This window comes from Thermococcus argininiproducens (genome assembly GCF_023746595.1).
Lineage (GTDB): Archaea > Methanobacteriota_B > Thermococci > Thermococcales > Thermococcaceae > Thermococcus_A > Thermococcus_A argininiproducens.
In genome coordinates this window covers 1-20,188 of the sequence record NZ_CP080572.1, presented here as the reverse complement: position 1 = coordinate 20,188, position 20,188 = coordinate 1, and the positions used below count along the sequence as shown (strand labels likewise).

General features: G+C 39.3%; 17 protein-coding genes and 1 tRNA gene. 7 read left to right on the top strand and 11 right to left on the bottom strand.

All coding sequences use genetic code 11. The annotated features are described in order from the left end of the window. Window positions 1-53 precede the first annotated feature (53 nt). The 3 genes from K1720_RS00095 to K1720_RS00085 all read left to right on the top strand — a co-directional run bounded on the left by K1720_RS00095 (window position 54) and on the right by K1720_RS00085 (window position 2,017). Complete coding sequence (locus K1720_RS00095) at window positions 54-596, top strand: 50S ribosomal protein L16 (protein WP_055283684.1); 543 nt, start codon at window positions 54-56, stop codon at window positions 594-596. Window positions 597-784: 188 nt separating this feature from the next. Further along, window positions 785-1,780, top strand: a complete 996-nt coding sequence (locus K1720_RS00090) for an ABC transporter substrate-binding protein (protein WP_251949196.1) — start codon at window positions 785-787, stop codon at window positions 1,778-1,780. 66 nt (window positions 1,781-1,846) lie between these two features. Further along, window positions 1,847-2,017, top strand: a complete 171-nt coding sequence (locus K1720_RS00085) for a hypothetical protein (RefSeq protein ID WP_251949195.1) — start codon at window positions 1,847-1,849, stop codon at window positions 2,015-2,017. 22 nt (window positions 2,018-2,039) lie between these two features. Here K1720_RS00085 and K1720_RS00080 read toward each other — a convergent pair whose 3' ends face one another. Beyond that, window positions 2,040-2,288 (bottom strand): hypothetical protein, encoded by a 249-nt coding sequence (locus K1720_RS00080; protein WP_251949194.1) that lies wholly within the window; start codon window positions 2,286-2,288, stop codon window positions 2,040-2,042. 43 nt (window positions 2,289-2,331) lie between these two features. On the opposite strand from K1720_RS00080, the gene K1720_RS00075 reads away from it, so the two are divergent. Next, the gene (locus K1720_RS00075; RefSeq protein ID WP_251949193.1) at window positions 2,332-3,072 is read left to right on the top strand and encodes a uracil-DNA glycosylase family protein; all 741 of its coding nucleotides are present in this window, start codon (window positions 2,332-2,334) and stop codon (window positions 3,070-3,072) included. Between the two features lie 190 nt (window positions 3,073-3,262). Next, a complete protein-coding gene (locus K1720_RS00070) occupies window positions 3,263-3,982 on the top strand; it encodes a ThiF family adenylyltransferase (protein ID WP_251949192.1) in 720 nt (239 codons plus the stop codon). A gap of 5 nt (window positions 3,983-3,987) precedes the next feature. On the opposite strand, the gene K1720_RS00065 is transcribed toward K1720_RS00070, so the two are convergent. Beyond that, window positions 3,988-5,220: a 2,3-bisphosphoglycerate-independent phosphoglycerate mutase gene (locus tag K1720_RS00065; protein ID WP_251949191.1), complete on the bottom strand. Its 1,233-nt coding sequence runs from the start codon at window positions 5,218-5,220 to the stop codon at window positions 3,988-3,990. 93 nt (window positions 5,221-5,313) lie between these two features. Between K1720_RS00065 and K1720_RS00060 the strand changes: the two genes are divergently transcribed. Further along, on the top strand, window positions 5,314-5,808 hold the full coding sequence (locus K1720_RS00060; RefSeq protein WP_251949190.1) for an HIT family protein: 495 nt from the start codon (window positions 5,314-5,316) through the stop codon (window positions 5,806-5,808). Between the two features lie 59 nt (window positions 5,809-5,867). Here the strand turns inward: K1720_RS00060 and K1720_RS00055 are convergent, their stop codons facing one another. Together K1720_RS00055 and thyX are read right to left on the bottom strand one after the other, a co-directional pair. After that, the gene (locus tag K1720_RS00055) at window positions 5,868-7,550 is read right to left on the bottom strand and encodes a Na+/H+ antiporter NhaC family protein (protein WP_251949189.1); all 1,683 of its coding nucleotides are present in this window, start codon (window positions 7,548-7,550) and stop codon (window positions 5,868-5,870) included. Between the two features lie 236 nt (window positions 7,551-7,786). Further along, window positions 7,787-8,521 carry an FAD-dependent thymidylate synthase gene (gene thyX, locus K1720_RS00050; protein WP_251949188.1) on the bottom strand — a complete coding sequence of 245 codons (735 nt, stop codon included), beginning with the start codon at window positions 8,519-8,521 and terminating at the stop codon, window positions 7,787-7,789. Window positions 8,522-8,712: 191 nt separating this feature from the next. Here thyX and argF point away from each other — a divergent pair, with 191 nt between their 5' ends. Continuing rightward, window positions 8,713-9,660 carry an ornithine carbamoyltransferase gene (gene argF, locus K1720_RS00045; protein WP_251950768.1) on the top strand — a complete coding sequence of 316 codons (948 nt, stop codon included), beginning with the start codon at window positions 8,713-8,715 and terminating at the stop codon, window positions 9,658-9,660. A gap of 28 nt (window positions 9,661-9,688) precedes the next feature. On the opposite strand, the gene K1720_RS00040 is transcribed toward argF, so the two are convergent. The 7 genes from K1720_RS00040 to K1720_RS00005 form a co-directional block, all read right to left on the bottom strand. Then, window positions 9,689-10,378 carry an HAD family hydrolase gene (locus K1720_RS00040; protein WP_251949187.1) on the bottom strand — a complete coding sequence of 230 codons (690 nt, stop codon included), beginning with the start codon at window positions 10,376-10,378 and terminating at the stop codon, window positions 9,689-9,691. A gap of 95 nt (window positions 10,379-10,473) precedes the next feature. After that, window positions 10,474-10,549, bottom strand: a tRNA-Gln gene (locus K1720_RS00035). A 54-nt stretch (window positions 10,550-10,603) separates the two neighbouring features. Continuing rightward, window positions 10,604-11,290: a hypothetical protein gene (locus K1720_RS00030; protein WP_251950765.1), complete on the bottom strand. Its 687-nt coding sequence runs from the start codon at window positions 11,288-11,290 to the stop codon at window positions 10,604-10,606. 68 nt (window positions 11,291-11,358) lie between these two features. After that, window positions 11,359-15,183: a DNA polymerase II large subunit gene (locus tag K1720_RS00025; protein ID WP_251949186.1), complete on the bottom strand. Its 3,825-nt coding sequence runs from the start codon at window positions 15,181-15,183 to the stop codon at window positions 11,359-11,361. A gap of 11 nt (window positions 15,184-15,194) precedes the next feature. Next, complete coding sequence (locus K1720_RS00020; protein WP_251949185.1) at window positions 15,195-17,174, bottom strand: DNA-directed DNA polymerase II small subunit; 1,980 nt, start codon at window positions 17,172-17,174, stop codon at window positions 15,195-15,197. Continuing rightward, window positions 17,167-18,429, bottom strand: coding sequence for an ORC1-type DNA replication protein (locus K1720_RS00015; RefSeq protein ID WP_251949184.1), 1,263 nt, complete (start codon window positions 18,427-18,429; stop codon window positions 17,167-17,169). Before K1720_RS00015 ends, K1720_RS00020 begins: the two co-directional genes overlap by 8 nt. A 294-nt stretch (window positions 18,430-18,723) precedes the next feature. Further along, on the bottom strand, window positions 18,724-20,049 hold the full coding sequence (locus tag K1720_RS00005) for a RuvB-like helicase (protein ID WP_279347048.1): 1,326 nt from the start codon (window positions 20,047-20,049) through the stop codon (window positions 18,724-18,726). Between the last annotated feature and the right edge of the window lie 139 nt (window positions 20,050-20,188).

Sequence of the window (20,188 nt, the reverse complement as noted above, 5' to 3'; positions counted from 1 at the left end):
AAGTTGAGGAAAGTGCTTACCTTTAGATTACGCTCATTTGGGAGGTGAGATATATGGCTTTGAGACCAGCTAAGATTGACAGATACGTTGACAAACCTGCTTACACAAGAAGGGAGTACATTAGAGGTGCTCCTGGTCCGAGAATTACCATATTTGACATGGGAAATCCTGCTGGAGACTTTGAGTTTGAAGTTAGCCTTCATACAGCAGAACCGGTTCAGATTAGACAAAATGCCCTTGAAGCTGCAAGAACTCAACTTAACAGATTCCTTAGCAAGAACGTTGGTAGAAGCAACTTCCACTATAAGATTAGAGTTTACCCATTCCAAATACTCAGAGAGAACCCAATGGCAACTGGAAGAAAGGCCGACCGTTATGGAAATGGTATGAGAAGACCATTTGGAAAGCCAATTGGGCTTGCCGCAAGACTGAAAAAGGACCAAAAGATCCTTACAGTTAGAGTTAACAGACAACACCTCAAATTTGCCCTTGCTGCCATGAAAAGGGCAAGCATGAAATTCCCATGCAAGTGCTATTACAGAATCTATGATAAAGAAGGGAATGATGTTACAACCAAAGTACTTTCAACACTTTAGTTTGTTTTTCTTACATTATTTTTAGCTTAGATGTCTAATAGGTTTGTTTTGCGATACTTCAGTGCTTAATCTCTGGGATTTTTTAAATGACAATGGTCTTACTGAGAAACCATTTGGATAAATTATCCAATAAATTTATATACTCTCTTTTTTTATTGTAGATGGACAAAATATCCAAGGTGAGAAATATGAAGAAAACCATGTTTATAGCGCTGTTGCTCGTGTTCGGAGTGTTCATTGCTGGATGTGTGAATCAAGCTCCTAGTACGGGGACACAAACCACTCAGGAGCAAACCACTTCACAAGAAACTCAAACCACAACCACTCCCATTGAAAGGTACCCTCTAAAAGTTGTGGACTTTGCCAATAGAGAGGTAACAATAGAAAGCGAACCAGAGCGTATTGTATCTCTTGCCCCAAGCATTACAGAGACTCTCTATTTTATTGGAGCGCTGGATAAAGTTATTGGAATCACAAAATGGGATAATTATCCAGAAAATGTTCAAGAAGGTCGAACAGTGGTTGGAGATATGGATCCTAACATTGAAGTAATTGCCTCTTTAAATCCAGACCTAATAATTGCTCTCTCTTACCACATCAGGTATTTGGATCAATTGGAGAAAATAGCACCTGTGCTGATAATAGAGCCTCAGAGTATAGAAGGAATCTATAATGCTCTTGAACTTCTTGGAAATGTTACAAATAGGCCAGAGCAAGCTCAAGAAGTGATTATTGACATGAAAAATAAAATAGAAGACATACAGAAAAAAGTAGAGGGTAAGAGAAAACCCAAGGTGTTTTACATTGTATGGGGAGACCCTCTGATGACAGCAGGCAATGGAACCTTCATTAACGAGTTATTAGCTCTTGCAGGTGGGGATAATATCTTTGGTGACGTTCAGGGATGGGCCCAAGTGAGTATTGAGGAAGTCATTGCTAGGAATCCTGAGGTGATAATCCTTCCTCCAAGCGCTGGTATAACGGCAAATGAGTTATGCCAAGGAGCTCTTGCCAATACAGACGCGGTGAAAAATGGGAATGTTTATACTTTAAGTAATGACGACATAATCGCACGACAAAGTCCGAGAATAGTAGAAGGCTTAGAAGAGATTGCAATGTTTTTGTACCCAGAAGAGTTTAATTTCCAGGGCCAACCATTAGTTTGTGAAGCTAGTGCTGGCTAATTTTTCTTTTCTTAATTTTCCCAGAATCTTTAAAAACTCAAACAATTATTTCCAAAAGGTGGGACCATGGAAAGAAAGAAGATTTATCGGTTATTGCTCCCGATAGTTATAATTTTAGCTGTTTTATATACCTTGGGCCTTATAGGGATTGTAGCGTTCACCGTGAGTTATTACGTTACAATTTTCATGATATTCTTGTTTATTTTCCTGCGCTGGGAGGCAAGAATGAAAAGATGAATATTTAAGCGGTTTCCACCTTTTATATCATCCCACTTATTCTGGCCTCTTCATATTCCTCTCTCACTTTTTGAAGCTCATCCTCTCCTACATATGGAATTATTGCGCCACAATTAAGACAAAGCCAGGGATATGCTTTCACAGTTCCCTTAATTGCCCCTCTAAATCCCTTTTTCCAAGGAGCTTTCCAAAAATAGAGGGCATAACCTTCTGTTGGACTTTTTCCTTTTATCATGTCCCCACCGCAGAGAGGGCACTTTTTCGTTTCCATCAAGACCACCAAAATTATAAGCACGTTGATTGTTTTATCTTTTATGTTGCTAAGATTTGAAGGTTTGAGAAAGATTGGTGAGATTTATATAAATCCCAAGAACTTTAAAGTCATGCCTCTTGTTCTGAGAGATTGGCGAGATTTACTTGCTTTAGATGAAAAAACTTATGGGCTTTACTCAAGAACAATATACAACCCCAATGAGAGATTTTTAGTTAAAACCCTAGAAGATGAGAAAAAAGTCCTGCAACTTGTGAACCTTTATAATGAATTCATTAATAATCCTTTGAAATTTTGTCATGATGAGTATTACCAATATCAGGTTAGTATAAAGGGCTTTGATGGCCTCCCCTTTGCAAACGGGTGGGTTGGATCAAAAGTGGTTTTAGTAGGTGAAGCACCAGGGAGAAAGGGGTGTGGTTTGACAGGAATATGTTTTTATAGGGATGCCTCGGGGATGCTTCTTCGAAAGGTGCTCTTTTCTCTTGGAGTGAATCCAGATTTTGTGTACATAACGAACGTTGTGAAATGCAATCCTCCTGAAAATAAGTTTAAAGGCTTTAGTAAGAAAGAACTATCTCTCTTAGAGAAAGAACTTAAAATAGTAAAACCAAAAGGGATTTTTGCTATTGGGCGGACTGCGTATAAGGCTCTAAAGAAGCTGGGTGTTAAGTCCACATATCTAAAGCATCCAGCGTGGTATGTGCGTAGAGGGATTAGGGATGTAACTGATCAAATGAGTGTAGAGTATGAAACTATCAGAAGATTTTTAGAAGACTTATAGAACGCTTTGAGAGTATTCTTCTTTAATAAGGCAATTTTTATAAAGAAAAATAAGATGGATAAAATGCAAAAGAAATAGTTTATATATTATGGATTCCTAACATCGAATAGTTGATATAAAACAAGATTATCTTTACTATATATCAAGTAATATCTTTGTAATCAGTGCATAAGTTAGGGAGGTGACTCTAATGCTTACAAAACATGAAATTGAAAGGCAGGATAGGGAGATTAAATTATTAGGGGTTGAAGCGCAGGAGAAACTAAAATCTGCAAAAGTAGCTATTGTGGGTCTTGGAGGATTGGGGTGCCCTGTGGCTTATTATTTAGCGGCAGCTGGTGTAGGTACTCTTCTGCTCATTGACTGTGAGAAGCCAGAATTGAGCAATTTAGATCGGCAAATTCTCTATTGGGAAGAGGAAGTTGGAAAAGACTCCAAAGTTAATTTAGCTAAACGAAAACTTGAGCATTTTAATTCTCACATAAAAGTAGAAACCTCTGATGAGAGATTGTCAGAAGAGAATGTGATTGAAGTGTTAAAAGAAGTTGATGTGGTAGTCGATTGTGTAGACAACTTTGAAACCCGATATATCATAGATAGATATTGTCAAAAAGCAAAAGTCCCATTAGTGCATGGAGGAGTTAACGGACTTTATGGTGAAGTTACCACAATTATTCCCGAAGAAACTCAGAGTTTAGAAGATATTTTTTCAGGGGTTAAGGACACGGATAATGAAAAAATGCCTATTTTTGGATCACTTGCAGGAATTGTGGGTACTATAGAGGCTGCTGAAGTTGTGAAAATCATAACTAATTGTGGAAATCTTTTAACAAATAAACTGCTCATTGTTGATCTGGCAAGAGATTCGTTTGAAACAATAGAACTCAGCAAGCCTTTACATAAGAAATGAAAAAATTAAGCTCCAAATTTCTCTGTCCTTCCCATTAAATCCATCATCATTGGCACTATGTATTTTCCTCTTACTCTTCCTATTCCCCCGCGCATGCATTCTCGTTCTCCAAAGCTTTCTGTGTAATCAGTCCTAACTCCGCCTCCTGCTATTAAGAGAGGTACTGGATCAGCACTGTGGTTTTTGACTTCACATGGTGTTGAATGATCTCCTGTAATAGCTATTATAGTTTCTTCTAAGTTGATATTTTTAATAATGTATCCTATCATTTTATCGGCCATTTCTATCATTTCTATTTTTCTCTTTGGGTTGTTGTCATGCCCCGCAGCATCTGTTGGCTTGAAGTGGAGGAATATAAAGTCATAATCGTTGAGAAGCTCTACTACCTTTTTGGCTTTGGCGATTGCATCGGTATTATATTCACCGGTTGCACCATCGGGAGTATAAACATCAAATCCTATGGCTCTTGCGACACCCTTAACTAACGCCGTGGCAACTACGGCAGCTGCTTTGACTTTCCATTGCTTTGTAAATTTCATCGGTATATTTGGATAGGTTCCTGCTCCCCTTATTAGGAGGTAGTTAGCAACGGGTTTGCCTTCTTCTTTTCTTTTTTTGTTTATTGGATGTTCTTTGAGAACTTTGTGGGATTTCTCTACAAATTCTTCTAAGATTTTAGCAACTTTTTTACTCTCCTCGTCTTCATACTCAAACTTATAGGGAGGCTTTCCTTCTACGTGGGGGTCGTTTTCTCCTACTCTGTAACCTTTGGCCATACCTTTAAGCACTAGAACTGCCCTGTGGCCAGTTGCACCGACAAAGATAAAATCTGCGCTGATTTTCACGTTTTCTTGAATGGCCTTTGCTAGTTCATGAGCCTCTTCTGTACTAATTCTTCCGGCTCTTCTGTCTATTATTGTTCTGTCTTCAATTGTTGCGAAGTTGACTCTAAATGCTAGGTCATCTTCATCCAGGTTTAGGCCTACCCCTAAGGCCTCAAAAAACCCTCTGCCTCTGTATGTTTGATAAGGATCATAACCAAATATTGCAAGATGTGCAGTGTCACTCCCAGCAGGTTGTCCAGGGGCGATTGGGTCTTGTTGTCCAAGAATTCCAATTTTTGCAAGTTTGTCCATATTTGGGGTCTTTGCATATTCAAGAGGCGTTTTCCCCTCGAGTTCTTTCACTGGCCTATCTCCAAGTCCATCGAGAATGATAAGAATTCCCTTTCTTTTCATCTTCTACCACCTACAGTGAATATCTGAAATGAAATAAAAAGTTTATGAGAAACCTTTTTAATCCTCAAGCTTTTCCCCAATTGAGGTGAGGACATGAGACTCCTATGGGCACCATGGCGCATTGAGTACATAAGATCCCCTAAACACAATGGCTGTATATTTTGTGATTTTCCAAAGGAAAACAAAGATGAAGAGAGATTGATCCTTTACAAGGGAAAGAACGCGTTCATAATTATGAACAATTATCCATATAACCCAGGTCATGTCATGATAGCTCCTTACAGACATGTTGGAAAGTGGGAAGATCTCACCGATGAGGAGCTTTTGGAAATTATGAAGCTATCCCAGCTTATAATAAAGGCATTGAAAAAAGCCATGAATCCTGATGGTTTTAATATGGGAGTGAATCTTGGAAGAGTTGCTGGGGCCGGAATTGATGATCACGTTCATCTTCATGTAGTCCCAAGATGGAATGGGGATACAAATTTCATGCCGGTATTAACCAATACAAAAGTTATTCCAGAGTCACTTGAAGAAGCGTATAAAGAGCTTAAAAAAGCAATAGATGAGGTTTTAGCGAGTGAATGATACTGTATAAACCTCTTCTATAATATTTTTTATAGCTAAAAAATTTAAAGATAGAGGGATCATTCCTCTCCTATAACGGCTCCCTTGGGAATGGCGCCGCCTTTTCCTTTGAGATCTTCTTCTACAAGATACAATGGTACTTTTCCATGAGGAATACCAACTTTCTTGCCGTACCATTCACTTAGGAGATAGTGGAACCCTATTAGTAGAGGTATTGCAATAGCTAGTAATAACCAGCCGTTTGTTAGTCCTATAGCAAACAATAGCAGCATCAAAGCTCCAACAACCGCTGCAGTGAGTGAGTATGGAATTTGCGTGCTGACGTGATCTATATGATCACAACCAGAGAACATTGAGCTCATGATTGTGGTATCGCTTATTGGTGAGCAGTGGTCTCCAAAGACACCACCAGCAAAAACTGAGGCTATGCTTGCATAAACTACTGGGCCAAAACTTCCACTCAGCTGATAAGCTAGAGGTACCGCTATTGGCATCATTATAGCGAAGGTTCCCCATGAGGTTCCGGTAGTAAATGAGATGAAGGCTGCAACAATGAAAATTACCAATGGGACTAATCCGGGTGAGAGGATATTTGAAGCTACTCTTACAACATAATCTGCAGTTCCTACGGCATCACTTGCACTTTTAATACTCCAGGCAAGGATGAGGATCATCATGGCAAAGTGCATCTGTTTCATACCTGCAACTACAGTTTCTTCAACTTCTTTGAGATCCATGATTTTCATTCCAATAACAAGGGCCATTGCGACAACAACCATTGCAAATGAACCCCATACAAGGGCCCAAGTTGAGTCTGCATTTGAAAGAACAGCTTGGAAGCCCCCTTCAGCGTAAGCCGCACTTCCTCCGCCAGTGACCCATAATCCAAGGAATGTCATTGCCACCAATGCTAGCACGGGAAGTATGAATACCCACACATTTTCTTTGCCTTCTATGGGCATTCCAACATCAACTTCGGTGGTCATCATAGGTTGGGCCCCATCTCTGATTACCTTGCCTTCCCTTCTTGCTCTGTATTCAGCTTTAAGCATGGGTCCATAATGTCTGTGAGTAATCGCTACGAGGTAAACTAGGATTATTGCTAATATTGGGTAGAATCTATAGGGCCAGCTTGCAAACCATGCTGAATAGGCACTTATGCTTTCTCCTACACTTGCTATTGCATTTTTCAAGAGTCCAAGCTCATATCCTATCCAAGTTGAAACAACGGCTAAAACTGCTACGGGGGCAGCTGTGGAATCATCAGCATACGCCAAAAATTCTCTTGATACTCTCGCCCTATCTGTTATTGGTCTCATTGTGTTACCAACTATAATGGTGTTTGTATAATCATCGAAGAAAATCATAGTTCCGAAGATTGCTGCCATTAAAGAAGCGGCCTTACTGCTTTTAATCTTCTTTGTTACGGCCTTTGCAATAGCATTCATTCCACCTGCTTTGTAGATTAAAGCTACACCTGCACCAATCAATGCGTCGAATAGCAATATCCTTGTGTTCCAGAGATCAGTAACCAGTTGACCGTTTTCTTCCCATGCTGAGGCTATATTAAAAACAATCCATTTAAGTGTTTGAGTTGTTGCCCCTATTGGGTCTCCCCCTGCAACTAAGAGTCCACCAACCCATACTCCGAAGAATAATGCAAATAGTACCCTTTTTGTCAATATTGCTAGACCTATGGCCACCAATGGTGGCAAAAGAGATAGTATTCCATAATCTGCCATATTCTAAACCTCCCTTATTGTACTAAGTGGGGGATGTATCAAGAAAATTTCACTAAAGTTACATATAAAAGTCTTTTTAGAGCTTTTTTGGCTATTTATGGTGATAAAAATGCTTTACAGTTGAGAAGAGGCCAACAAAGGTTTTAATCGGGCATTAATGCAATTCTAAGAGGGTTGTTATACAAATATTTTTTCTTATTTTAAGGACCACTTTTAAAAATTTTATGAAATAAGATTCATACTTCCATTAACTTTTTCCACTTATCCTTTGTCATTTTTAAGCATCCAAGCGGCATGAGTTCTTTCTCGGGACAGTATCCTAGTGCTATACATCGAGGGCCTAGTTTAGCCCATTCTATTATGGGTCGTAGTTCCTTTATTTTGGCGATTTCCTCTAGCATTTTCCATGCGATATGATTAATTTCCCATTGTGCTCTTGCACACGCTCTAAATCCAAGAAAGTGCTTGAGCTCTCTCAGGTTCATTGTCACGACTATTTTGGTTCTCACAGCCTGTGGTAGAATGAAGCGTGCATCCTCTTGATGTATACCTTTGGCGTAGCTCTCTTCGTAAAGTTTAATAGTTTCCTCCATAAGTTTTTTCCACTTCTCATAGAGTTCTGGATCTTTCTTCACACTCTCCGGAATCACGAAAGTCTCTTCAACATCTTCAAGATTTATTTTGATGTACCGCATTGATTGCTGTGTGTAGCTTGCTAATCTATGGCGAACAAGTTGATGACTACAAGTTCTTGAACATCCTTCAATAGCGAAGGTAAAGGTGGCATGTTCTAGGATGCTTTCATGTCCATAAGAGAGAACCCTTGGCAAATGCTTTTCTACATCATCTTTTGTTATCCTTTCGAATGCTTCGCTTTCCCACTCGTCCCAATAGCTTATCAAAGCTGCCCAAGTTATGGTTTCTAAGGGTCTTGGAGTGTAATTTATGAGCTTAACTTTTATCCCTTTCATATGTTCACACCGAAAATAAGACGAACACCTCCCTTATTAGCATTGTTGAAAACTTCAGCAAGATATTGTTTTGTAGAGATTTACGTTTATCCATTAATCCTCAGGAATTTTTCGAAAATTTTCGTTATAGCTTATTTTTCAACGACGAAATAGTTATTAACGGCAATGTGGAGCTTTAGACGGTGATGCACATGGTAGTAAGTTTGGCTGGAAGAGATATTTTATGTCTCCAAGACTTTACTAGAGAGGAACTTGAAACAATTCTTAAAACAGCTGAAATGATGAAAATATGGAACAAAATAGGGAAGCCACATCGTGTTCTTGAGGGTAAAACGTTAGCTATGATTTTTCAAAAGCCATCGACGAGAACAAGAATAAGCTTTGAAGTTGGCATTTACCAGCTTGGTGGTTATGGACTGTATTTGAATGCCCAAGATCTCCAATTGAGAAGAGGAGAAACAATAGCTGACACTGCAAGAGTGTTAAGCAGGTATGTTGATGGTATTATGGCAAGAGTTTATGCCCACAAGGATGTCGAAGATCTCGCTAAATACGCAAGCGTCCCAGTCATCAATGGACTTAGCGACTTCTCACACCCATGTCAGGCCTTGGCAGATTACATGACTATTAAAGAGAAGAAAGGAAGAATTGAAGGTCTTAAGATTGTTTACGTCGGTGATGGAAACAATGTTGCTCATTCGTTAATGATTGCCGGTACAAAGTTAGGTGCTGATGTGGTTGTGGCAACCCCCGAGGGCTATGAACCCGATGCAAAGGTGATTAAGTGGGCAGAGCAAAACGTTGCAGAAAGCGGAGGAAGCTTTGAGCTTTTACATGACCCGGTAAAGGCGGTTAAAGACGCCGATGTAATCTACACTGATGTTTGGGCTTCAATGGGTCAAGAAGCTGAAGCTGAGGAAAGAAGGAAGGTATTCATGCCATTCCAAGTAAACAAAGATCTCGTTAAGCATGCAAAGCCAGATTACATCTTCATGCACTGCCTCCCAGCTCACAGGGGAGAGGAAGTTACCGACGATGTGGTGGACTCGCCAAATAGTGTAGTCTTTGACGAGGCAGAGAACAGATTGCATGCACAAAAGGCAGCCATGGCTCTTATCATGGGTGGCATAAAGTTTTAATCTCTCTTTTTATTTAAAATTTTAGGAATTAGAACTGGGACAGAATTTCTAAAAGGTCTTCAATGCTTTTAACCATGAATCCCCTCTCGTGAATTCGTTCAACCTTTTCTGCATCTTTGTTTATCCAACATGCATAAAGACCCGCATTAAGGGCCCCTTCAAAATCCTCTGCTTTCGTATCTCCAATGTGTATGGCTTCTGCTGGGGAAATGTTGAAGTAGTTCAAGGGGGCTAAGAATGCTTCTTTCATCGGTTTGTATGCTTTAATTTCATCGGAATAGAATTGTTTGGTTATATACTCTGCTAGGCCAAATCTCTCTAAAATAAGCCTTGTGTAAGCTGAGGACCAGAACATGACATTGCCTGTTGTAGTGATTATATATTTTCCGCGGAGCTCTTTTAGAGTGTCTTTAACTCCGGGTAAAATGATGTTTTCGTCGACATTTAATGTGGCTTTTGTTGTAGCTCTTTTTATGATTTCAACATCGACATTAAACACTTTGGCCAAGAGTTCCTGACTCTCTTCAAGGGCTTTCTCTGGGTCGCCGCTTTGAGATTTTCTTATTTCTTTAATTTTTTCTCGTGTCTTAATGACTTTTTTCATGGTCTCTTCTTCTGGAATTTTTAAAATTTCTGATAGTGCTTTTACGAGACTTTCAAGCATGAGGTTGATATCTAAAAGAGTATTCCAGACGTCAAGAGATACCAGTCTGATCATTTTATCACCTATAGAAATCTTAAGAAGGTGAGTTAATAAATATTATAATTTTGGTAAAAGATGTGAGGGGTTCGAAACTCTGGAGCCCAGTTAAATGGTAGCCCCGCGGGGATTCGAACCCCGGTCACGGGATCCAAAGTCCCGTATGCTTGGCCACTACACCACGGGGCTGTGCCCATTGTGTAGTTTATGCTTGTATTTATAAATTTTACTCCCAAAGAAAAGCTAAAATAGGATTTCTTCTTCCCCAAGGGCCAATGAGAATCTTGATAATACTCTATCAAACTCACTTTCGCCTGCATAAACAAATCCACAGGTGTGACACTTCAAATACCCATCCTCTATCATAAGCTCAGAAAAGCATATAGGGCATCTATACTCATTTCTTTCAAGATCACTGAAGACTTCATCCCTCATAACAAGCATTTTTAAATCGCTTTCCCAGTCCTCATGCACCATTCCCCAATAAGGAGTAGAGATTGGGTAATAGTCCTCAAGTATGAGAGGATTAACGCCTATGCTCTTGATTCCAGGAGGAAGTTTTTGAGCAGGCTCGATGGAGACCACAAACTGGTCATAGAATTCAATGTACTGTGCTCTAACGCTTACACCAGAGCCGATCCTCTTTTTGAAGGGATACACTTGGAGGAATAGAAGGTCATTTGAGGGTTCAAAATAAGCCGAGATTCCGATATCTTTTCTTTTAAAGAAATATGTATAGTTATCATCATCGATATCTTCACCTGCAAGAGAAAATCCTAACTTCTTCAAGGCCCTTTCCATAAAAGAAGGTTTTGGAATAGATTTACGAATAATCAGATGTTCACCTACCCAACCAGCTAGGGCCATAGAGTATCCCACATAAAACTGCTTCTGGATTCTAAGGTAAGCCACACTTGGTACTAATTTCATCCCTATCAAAGAAGATAGTGTGGTTCAACTATTTATCTTTTTTGTTAAGTTGAGAAAAGTTAAAGGTTCTAGGAGAAGAAGTCTTCCAGGCTAATTACTTTCTTTCCTTCTTTTTTCTTCTTGGGCTTTTTGATTTCCTTTTTCTCACTTCTAGGCGCTTGGGACTTGAGTGTTGATTGTTCTTTTTCAGCTCTTTTGTATTTCCCATTTTCCCTAAGTTCATCAAGATACCCATTATTTTTCACAGCTCTTCCAGTTCTCTTAGCTATCATTCTCTCACATATGTCCTTGTGGCTTAGGGCTAAGAGAGTTCTTTGGGTCTCTGGGAAGACATTTTGGAACAATATTTTAATGTCCTTTTCAGTAAGACAGATTCTCTGCCTTGTATAGTCAATAACACTGTACTTTGTAACCAACATTTTTGCAGTGGGCAAATACTTTTCGATAGCCCCCTTTGAGACAGTTAGAACTATTTTGCCTCCGCATTTTGTACATTTGCCACTTAATGGAGGTCTTCTATACTTAGTATTGCACTTAACACATCTGAATTCTTGTCTTGTGAAGCTCCTAAGGTTTCCTCTTAAATCGGGCACTATGTGGGAGTTTATTATGGTCTCTGCGACGTGATGTTCATTTACTGCTCTAATCCTCTCGGCCAAGGCTAGTTGTCGGCTAACTTTGTCCACCATGTCTCCCAACTGCTTGTAGAGACTCATCTTTGGACCAAGAGCTATATCGTCTGTATCATGAGTGAATTTTAACCCTTCATACATCTCAGGCTTTCCTAAGCGGTCTTCTACCCGTTCTATAGTTCCAGTTAACTCTTTGGGGGATTTGAGTTCATAAGTAGCATTATAAAATTCGAGCGGATAGTATCTAGCTATGTCCATGTTGTGAACTTCGCTATCCACCTCTCTTGGGTCAAGTCGTGTAGTAACGACCAATGGAGCATCCATTTTTCCACCACGTTTCTCTGGGAGATAGTATTTGCTGAAATTGAGCAATGCATCGAGTAAAAGCATAACACTGTCCTCATCGCCGTCGCAGTTTCTCCTCTTCGCTGCATGATAATACGGATGAGCATAACCTACTAAAGCATCAACAAAACCAATAATCCTTCCTATAATTCCAGCCGAGGTATGGGGAGCTAAACCTATAACGAGATGACCTATTAGATCTTCCATTTTTTCAACATTGTAAAATCTTGGTAAACCATAAAACCTTTCGAGAAGATCATCTATAAACTTAGCAACTCTAACAAGGTATTTCCCAGCTTCCTTTGAGAGGATTATGTCCTGAACTTTGAGTTCAAGGATTTGGTCTTCGCTTACAAGGGGCTTTCCTTCGAAGTCGTGAGTATAACCCAGTTCTTGGAGCCTCTCTACGCTGACTCCTATTTCCTTAGGTTTAAAATGGGTTATAGGCGCATCCGTCGCATCAAATCTTATTGTTCCATCTTTGAACACATACACATCATTTCTTGCTCGTAGTATCCCTTTTTCAAGGGGCTCTGGTATCTTATGGGCAGAGCTCATACCCATTACGCCTTTGAGCTTATCGAGGGTATAAATTCCAACATTTTTCATTGCCTGGTTTAAGAGTTCTGATGGGTTTATCCTTCTCTTTTTGTATGCTTTCATTTCTATGTCACACTTTGGACAGGTGGTATCTAAGATAGATTCAAAGCCACACTTGGGACAGTGATAGAGAAGCTTTGCATCACTCCCACATTGAGGGCAACGAGGGAAGATATCCACATGGCCACAGTTGGTGCACTTAAAGTGTGCAATTTCTACTTCGGATGTTTTGCCTTCTTGAGCGGCCTTGTAGATGTCTCTTGAATTTCCTCCAGCTAGACCAATTGGGAAAAGAACATGAACAGGGGGTTTCATTTTTCTCTCCTTTGCCTTTTCAGGTCTTCCCATTCTCGCACCTATCCAGCTTATCCCTCTATCTCTCAGCTTAATCTCACTTATCTCATTTATGAGGTCGATTGGGGTGTAAAATTCCTTAAACTCAAGTTTTTTCTCCAAATTTGTCAAAGGTGTTAGAAGTGCAGCGGCCCAAGGATATTCAACGATTACAATATCTCCTTCGACTTTGTGCTCTACTCCAAGAAGTTCTAGGTAACGTTTTGCATTGCCTAGAGATTGGAGGCTTATTTCAAGTTTTCTTGCATATTTAAGCCCTCTATACTCATCCCACTCGATGATGGCATTTACCAATGCAGTTTGAAGTCTTATCAGTTCCTCCACGGTGAGTGTGTTCCAGTAGAGAGTATAATATGGGTGTAGGGGTATTCTTAATATGCGTGAGAGATGAACAGCTTCTTCAATAGAAGGTTTGGTTCTAAGGGGGTCATAGAGAAGTTTTGCTAAGAAGTCAGGGTCGAGGTCTAAATAATCGGCCGCTTCTTCTACCATCTCTTTATTATTCTCTTGGAAGGGTCTCAGTTCAACCTCATAAATCTTGTTAACTGCCTCTACAAACTCTTGTATCCACCACTCTTCAACATAGTTAGCAGGTAAAAGTGTTTGATTGTTCTCAACAAAATCTCCAAAGGCTATAAGAGCATCACCCAGATAGAGTATCTCATCTACTTGATCTTTGAGCTCTAGGGCTTTGTAATAATCATTAACTCGTACGACACTTCCATCTTTTAACTTGACTATAGGTCCCTCAATTGTACTTGCAGGTGTGGCAATAGAACCTTTTCCAGGTCTTTCCGTTTTCATCTGAGTTCCTACTGCTAGGAATTCATCTACCATTATCATGACTGCGGGATTCACAGACCAAGTTGCAAATCCACTTACCCTGCTTCTGCCATACCGAAGCCTAAAGCCTCCATTTGTGGAAGGTTCTGCAAATAATGGTCTTCCTCCAATAATCTCTTTTGTGTATTTTGTGTTTGGTGCTATGTTTGCTTTAAATTTCTCGTAGAGTTCATAATAGAAGCCTTTCTTGATTTTTACCTTTGTTTCTTCCAAGTATTGTTCTGTTTTTTCATTAGTTGTGCTTTTTTCTTTCTTATTTTCAGTTTTGCCCTTTTCTTTTGCTTCGACAGATTCTTTTAGCCATTCCCATCCTTCTATCCCCATTTTGTCAATGTATTTGATTAATTTTTTTGCTTTCTGGAGGACACCTTCTGCAATAACTAAAATTGCACCTCCCCTTAGGTAGTTTGTTTCGACTCCTGGAACGTTTCTGTGGCTAACTTCAACATTGTCGGTAGTTTCTCCAGTTATCTCTATTGGTATGTTTCTAACTGCTAGACGGACTTCATCTGCTGAGGGATGATATTGAAGTCTTGTAACAGCTCTGTGATATAGGTCTATTTCCTCTACATACCTCTCAATGTGCTCTTCAGTAGGTTTAAACCTATCTAGGCCAAGCTTTTTCCTGACGTAGTCTCCAACAAGAACACTAAGAGCTTGAGCAGTACCACCACTACTTCTAATAGGTCCTGCATAATAAATAGCAAGATACTCTGTGCCATCGGGATTTTTCTTTATTTTAACATCTGCGATACCCTCAAGTGGTGCAGAAACAATACCCTCTGTGAGAATAGCTAAGGCTGTTCTAACGGATTGATCAGCAAGTTTTTCTTTACTCTCAAACTTTCCAAATCTCCCTTCTATTATCTCATCAACAATTTTCAAAGCAGCGAGTTCTTTTCCATATTCTTTTACAAGTGTTCTTATTCTCTCCGCAACTCCTTTAGGTCCTACAAGACTCTCAACTCTTCCAGCCATATCTGTTGCTTGGGGAACTTCAATCTCTTTTGAGGGGTCTTTCCCCTGAGAACGGGCCTTTTGAGCTATTTCATAGGCCTTATTAATCTCTCTCTGCAAAGAGTCGAAGTATTTTTTCATATCCTCACTGTAAATTTCCATATTATTTCACCTCAAACGTCACACCATTTAGTGAAATCAACTATCATTCTTAGCCTGGCGGTTTCTACATCTATGATTGGCACTTTTGCTGGTGTAGGAACTATGTTAACCATCTTCTGGAACTCAGTTTGGGCTTGCCATGTTCCAGAGTTTATTAGGAATACTCCTCTATAGATCTGGTAATCAAGAACGTGAACGTGGCCCATTTGTACTAAGTCTGGAACACTTTCAATCACAAGTAGATCCTCGGAATCGGGAGCTATAGGAACTTTTGCCCCGAAGGTGGGTGCAACGTGTCTAAGTTTTAGGAGTTCCAGCATGGGTTTTACCGGGTGGTGATGGCTCATATTAGGAATATAACTAACAATATCTTCTATCCCCCTACCGTGAACTATCAAAAATTCTCTACCATGGAGATCAATTACTGCTGGGTTGCTTATTATAATGGCATTTTTTAACTCATAAAGAGGCTTTGCATATTCTTTATAGAATTCCGGTTGAGGTAAAGCGGTTCTTGCAGCATCGTGATTTCCGGGTCCTATAAACATAGTAATATGTTCGGGAACATTTGAAAGAAGATTTGCAAGAGCTTCGTATTGGTCAAAAATATCAGGAATATTAAGCTCGTTATACTGGCCCGGGTATATACCGATTCCATCAACTACGTCTCCAGCTATTATAAGGTATTTTATCCTGCTTACTATTTCTTCTTCTGCTTTGCTGTTCACATGCCCATTAAGCCATTCTATAAATTTCATAAATGCCTTTTCGCAGAACTTGTTGCTACCTACGTGAATGTCACTTATTAGAACAGCATATACCTTTTCTTCTAGAGGAGGTTTCTCTTTTTTGTAGAGTGGGACATCAGGCAGATAAATCCTGTCTGCGAAGAAGATCCCTCTATTTGAGTATCTTCCTTTAAATGCAATGACGCTATCGGGTACTATCTCAAAAGCCTTTGCATAATCTTCTTTGTCTCTTCCGATGAATACTTTTATTATTCCAGTGTTGTCTTCCACCTCAAACATGTATCCATTTCGTGTTTCCCTTTTTGAGTTTATAAGGCCGATTATTGTGATGTCTCCCTCTGGATTGATGTAGCTGAGCTTTCCAATATCAATAACTCCTGAAACTTCAGGATTCTCACGAAGAATTTTCCTCATCTTTTTTAACCTGCTTTTAAAATAGTTCTCATAAACTTTTACTATAATCTCTCCTTCTTTGGTAGTCCCGCTTTTAGCCTTGGGGGGTGTGATCTTAACTTTTCGTACATCAAATTTAATATTAAACTCGGATTTTATTGACTTCGCTAGGAATTCAAATCCTTCCTTCGGAGAAACTTTGAAATCATCATAGACAGAATAGGCTTTTTTCTCCTCTGGAATCTCTTCTTCCTCGGCAACTATAGGCACACCATATTCTTCAAAGATGATTTTTCTTTTTATTTCTCCATTTTCTCCGTTTTCTTCACCATTGCTCTCGCTTTCAAAGGTTTCTGTGATTTCTTGGGGTTCTTCGATCTCTGTTGATATTTCCTCAACTTCTTCTACGCTCTTAGGAAGCGTTGTTTCTTCAAGGCCTCTAGGTTCTGTTATAACTTCACTTTCTTCAGAAGGAAATGACGTTTCAATGACTTCCTCCATATCTGTACTTATACTTTTGGCCTCAATGGGACCACTTGGAGTTTTTGAAACTTCATATGCAGTTTCTTCGAGCTTTCTTATAGTTCTTTCTTGAACTTCTTCAGCTTCTTTGGGTTTCTCTTTAGTGGATAGAAACTTCTCTAAATGACTTGGAGCAGTAATTATTTCCTTAGACTTCAGAAACTCTTCAGCTGTTATTTCATCAATTATAAACGTTCCTCTTGCTTTTGCAAATTTTATGAGTTCAGGAAGGGTAAACTCTTTTTTATAGTATTCAGATAAAAGAAAATATGCTGGGGGAGTTATTAAGTAGTTGTTTGATATTAGCCCCCTCACCAGTTCATCCATAAAATAACCTCCTCTGCTTAAGCATGCTCACTGAGATTAATGGCCTCAATGTTTCTTCAAAGCGGTATATGTTTTTAACTTTATAAGGTGTTACGTTGAGCCTTATCTCTTTTGTCCTCCCATATCTACCTTTGCTCACGACCTTGGCATTTACTATGCCTAACATGTCAAGTTCATTTATTAAATCGCTTATCCTCCTTTGTGTTAAGGGCTCCAGGTCAAGATAATCACAGAGCTCTTTGTATACGGAATATACATCTCCAGTGTTTGCTGGCAATTCTCCATTTTCATCAAGTAAAACTATAGCGTACAGGAGGATTTTTGAATGTAATGGTAAAGTTTTGATAACTTCTTCCATGGTATCTTGTTCTATCTTTTCTTGAGCTTTCCACACGTGCCTCTCGGTGACTTTAGGGGACATTTCTCTTTCCGCTATCTCCCCACTAACTCTAAGTAGGTCAAGGGCCCTTCTTGCATCTCCATGCTCTCTAGCTGCTAGGGCGGCACAAAGAGGAACAACCGCATCATCCAAAACTCCATCATAAAACGCTTCTTGTGCTCTTTGCATTAGAATATCTCTAAGTTGATTAGCATCATATGGGGGGAATACCACCTCCTCCTCACTCAGGCTTGACAGTACTCTTGGGTCTAGATACTCCTTAAACCGTAGATCGTTGGAAATCCCTATAATACTAACTTTTGCTTTATTGAGTTCAGTGTTTATTCTTGTGAGGCTATAAAGAATATCGTCACCACTTTTCTTAACGAGTTTGTCTATCTCGTCTAGAACTATTATTACAAAACGCTCTTTCATGTCAACGACTTTTTTCAGTTGTGTATAGACTTCGTCAGTGGGCCATCCAACAAGAGGAACTTCTATCTTACTTTCGTCTTTAAAATGGTTGACTATATTGGCTAACACCCTATATTGGGTATCCACTATCTCACAGTTAAGGTAAATAACATCTACAGGTATGTTGTACTTTTGAGATATCTTCATCAGATCATCTGTTACGTACCTCACAGTAACAGTCTTTCCAGTCCCTGTTTTTCCATATACAAAAATGTTAGAAGGAGTTTCTCCCCGTAAGACCGGAACCAAGATGTGTACAAGAGTTTCTATTTGTTCTCGTCTATGTGGGAGTTCTTTAGGTGTATAACTATGTCGCAATACATCTTTATTTTTAAATATTCTTTCATTGTGCATGTATTTTTCAAAAAGTGAATTGAGATCAGTTTGTCCTTCCTGTAGCATTTTTGTTCCCTCCATTGGAAATGTATTGATGTTTATCAATTTGACCCATTTTCAATGTTCATATGATTATTATAGCACATTTCTGTGCATAATTGTTATCTTTATTGTTATATTTTATCCCTATAATTTTAACATCTTTTAAAAAGGTTTCCACCGGAACCAGTAGATGCAAAGGAAATGCATTCTATAAGTTATGGAAGGGAGTATATATGCTTTGTTGAGCAGATTTATGATTAAACTTGAAGGGGGCTTTAAAAAGAGTTAAACTTTAGGAAGAATTATAAAAAAAGACACTCATTGAAGCATTCCTTCGAGCTGTTTGACATATTCGGTACTTCTTTTTACATCTGAGAAATATTCTTTTGCTTTTTCCACATGTTCTCTACTAACCTTCTCTCTTCCTGCCAGAACACTTGCAGGTGCCAAAAGTTGTACTGCATACCTTAAACTTGTCTTTTCTCCTAGTTCTGCGAGATACTCTATAGCGTCCTCTGAGATTTCAATTCCCTCTTCTTTGGCTCTTATCTTTATGATCTCTTTAATTGCATCTCTTCTATAGGGTTCTGTGTTTATTATCAGTAACCTATCTAACATGTCTATTGGGATTCCGTGGGGGGCTTCTAGGTCAGTTCCTCTTATTTTTGTTATTCCTCTGTTGGTTGCCAGAATTAAGATGGGAGCCAGTTCATTCTCCATGGCTCGTGCTAGAAATGAAAATGCTTCAATATCTAGCATGTGGCACTCATCTATGAAGAGCACACCAGGAACAAGCGTGGCCTTTCCTTCTTCTATCCATTGCTTCACGGTCTCATCAACTTTTTCTCTTATTTCATCTGTAATTTCTAGACCTCCGCCAAAAAATATGCTAAATATTCCCCCTGCACGACTGTTAACTAAATCTAAGTCATGTAAAGTAACGGTGTATGTGAACTCCTTTATCTTAAGAACAGGACCACTAGGAATCTCTACTATTTTTTTAAAGAACAGGCCCTCTTCTCCTTTTGTTGTCCCTAGTTTTGAAACTTTGCCGGTTTCGGCATCCAATTGGATTACATCAGCCTCCTCAATCCCCATCTCCAAGAGCTGATATGCTATTTCTCGTCCTGCTCTGATAGTTTTTTCATCATCTTTAGTTTTAAGGGTGATTTTTACAGATTCTGGAATTTCCACATATGGATTGAATGGATGCTTGGTCTTATTAATTTGGATTCTTTCTACTTTTCCTTCATAGACTCTTCTTTCCTCACTTATTCTGACTCCAATGGCTCTTCTTAATGCCTGTTTTAGAAATTCTGTCTTTTTAATTTCCGCTGAATAAATTTCGCTTCCTGAAATCTGAACGAATGGGACGTCTTCTCCAAGTTCCTTTGCGATCCCCATTGCAATAGCAGTTTTTCCGCTACCTGTTGGTCCAACTAATAAGATCCCCTTTCCTGCTAGTTTCCCCTTTTTTATGAGTTTTACTGCAATCCCCGCAGCTTCCCTGGCTTTTGTTTGTCCTACCATGCCATCCCCTATAAATCTCGCCTTTCCTGTTTCATCTAACCCAAGACCATGAATGTGTGAATGGCTCCCTATCCTCTCGAATCTGTGGGTTGCAACTTCTTCAATCAATGGCATGGAGTCACCCCCTCCATGTTTTAGGAACCATTAGTAGGTAAAATATACACCACTTTAAAAGTTTATCCTTTAAAGGAAACGGAAGAGTGTATACTTGTCTCAATCTGCCACATCATAATATAAAATTCTACTGGAAAGG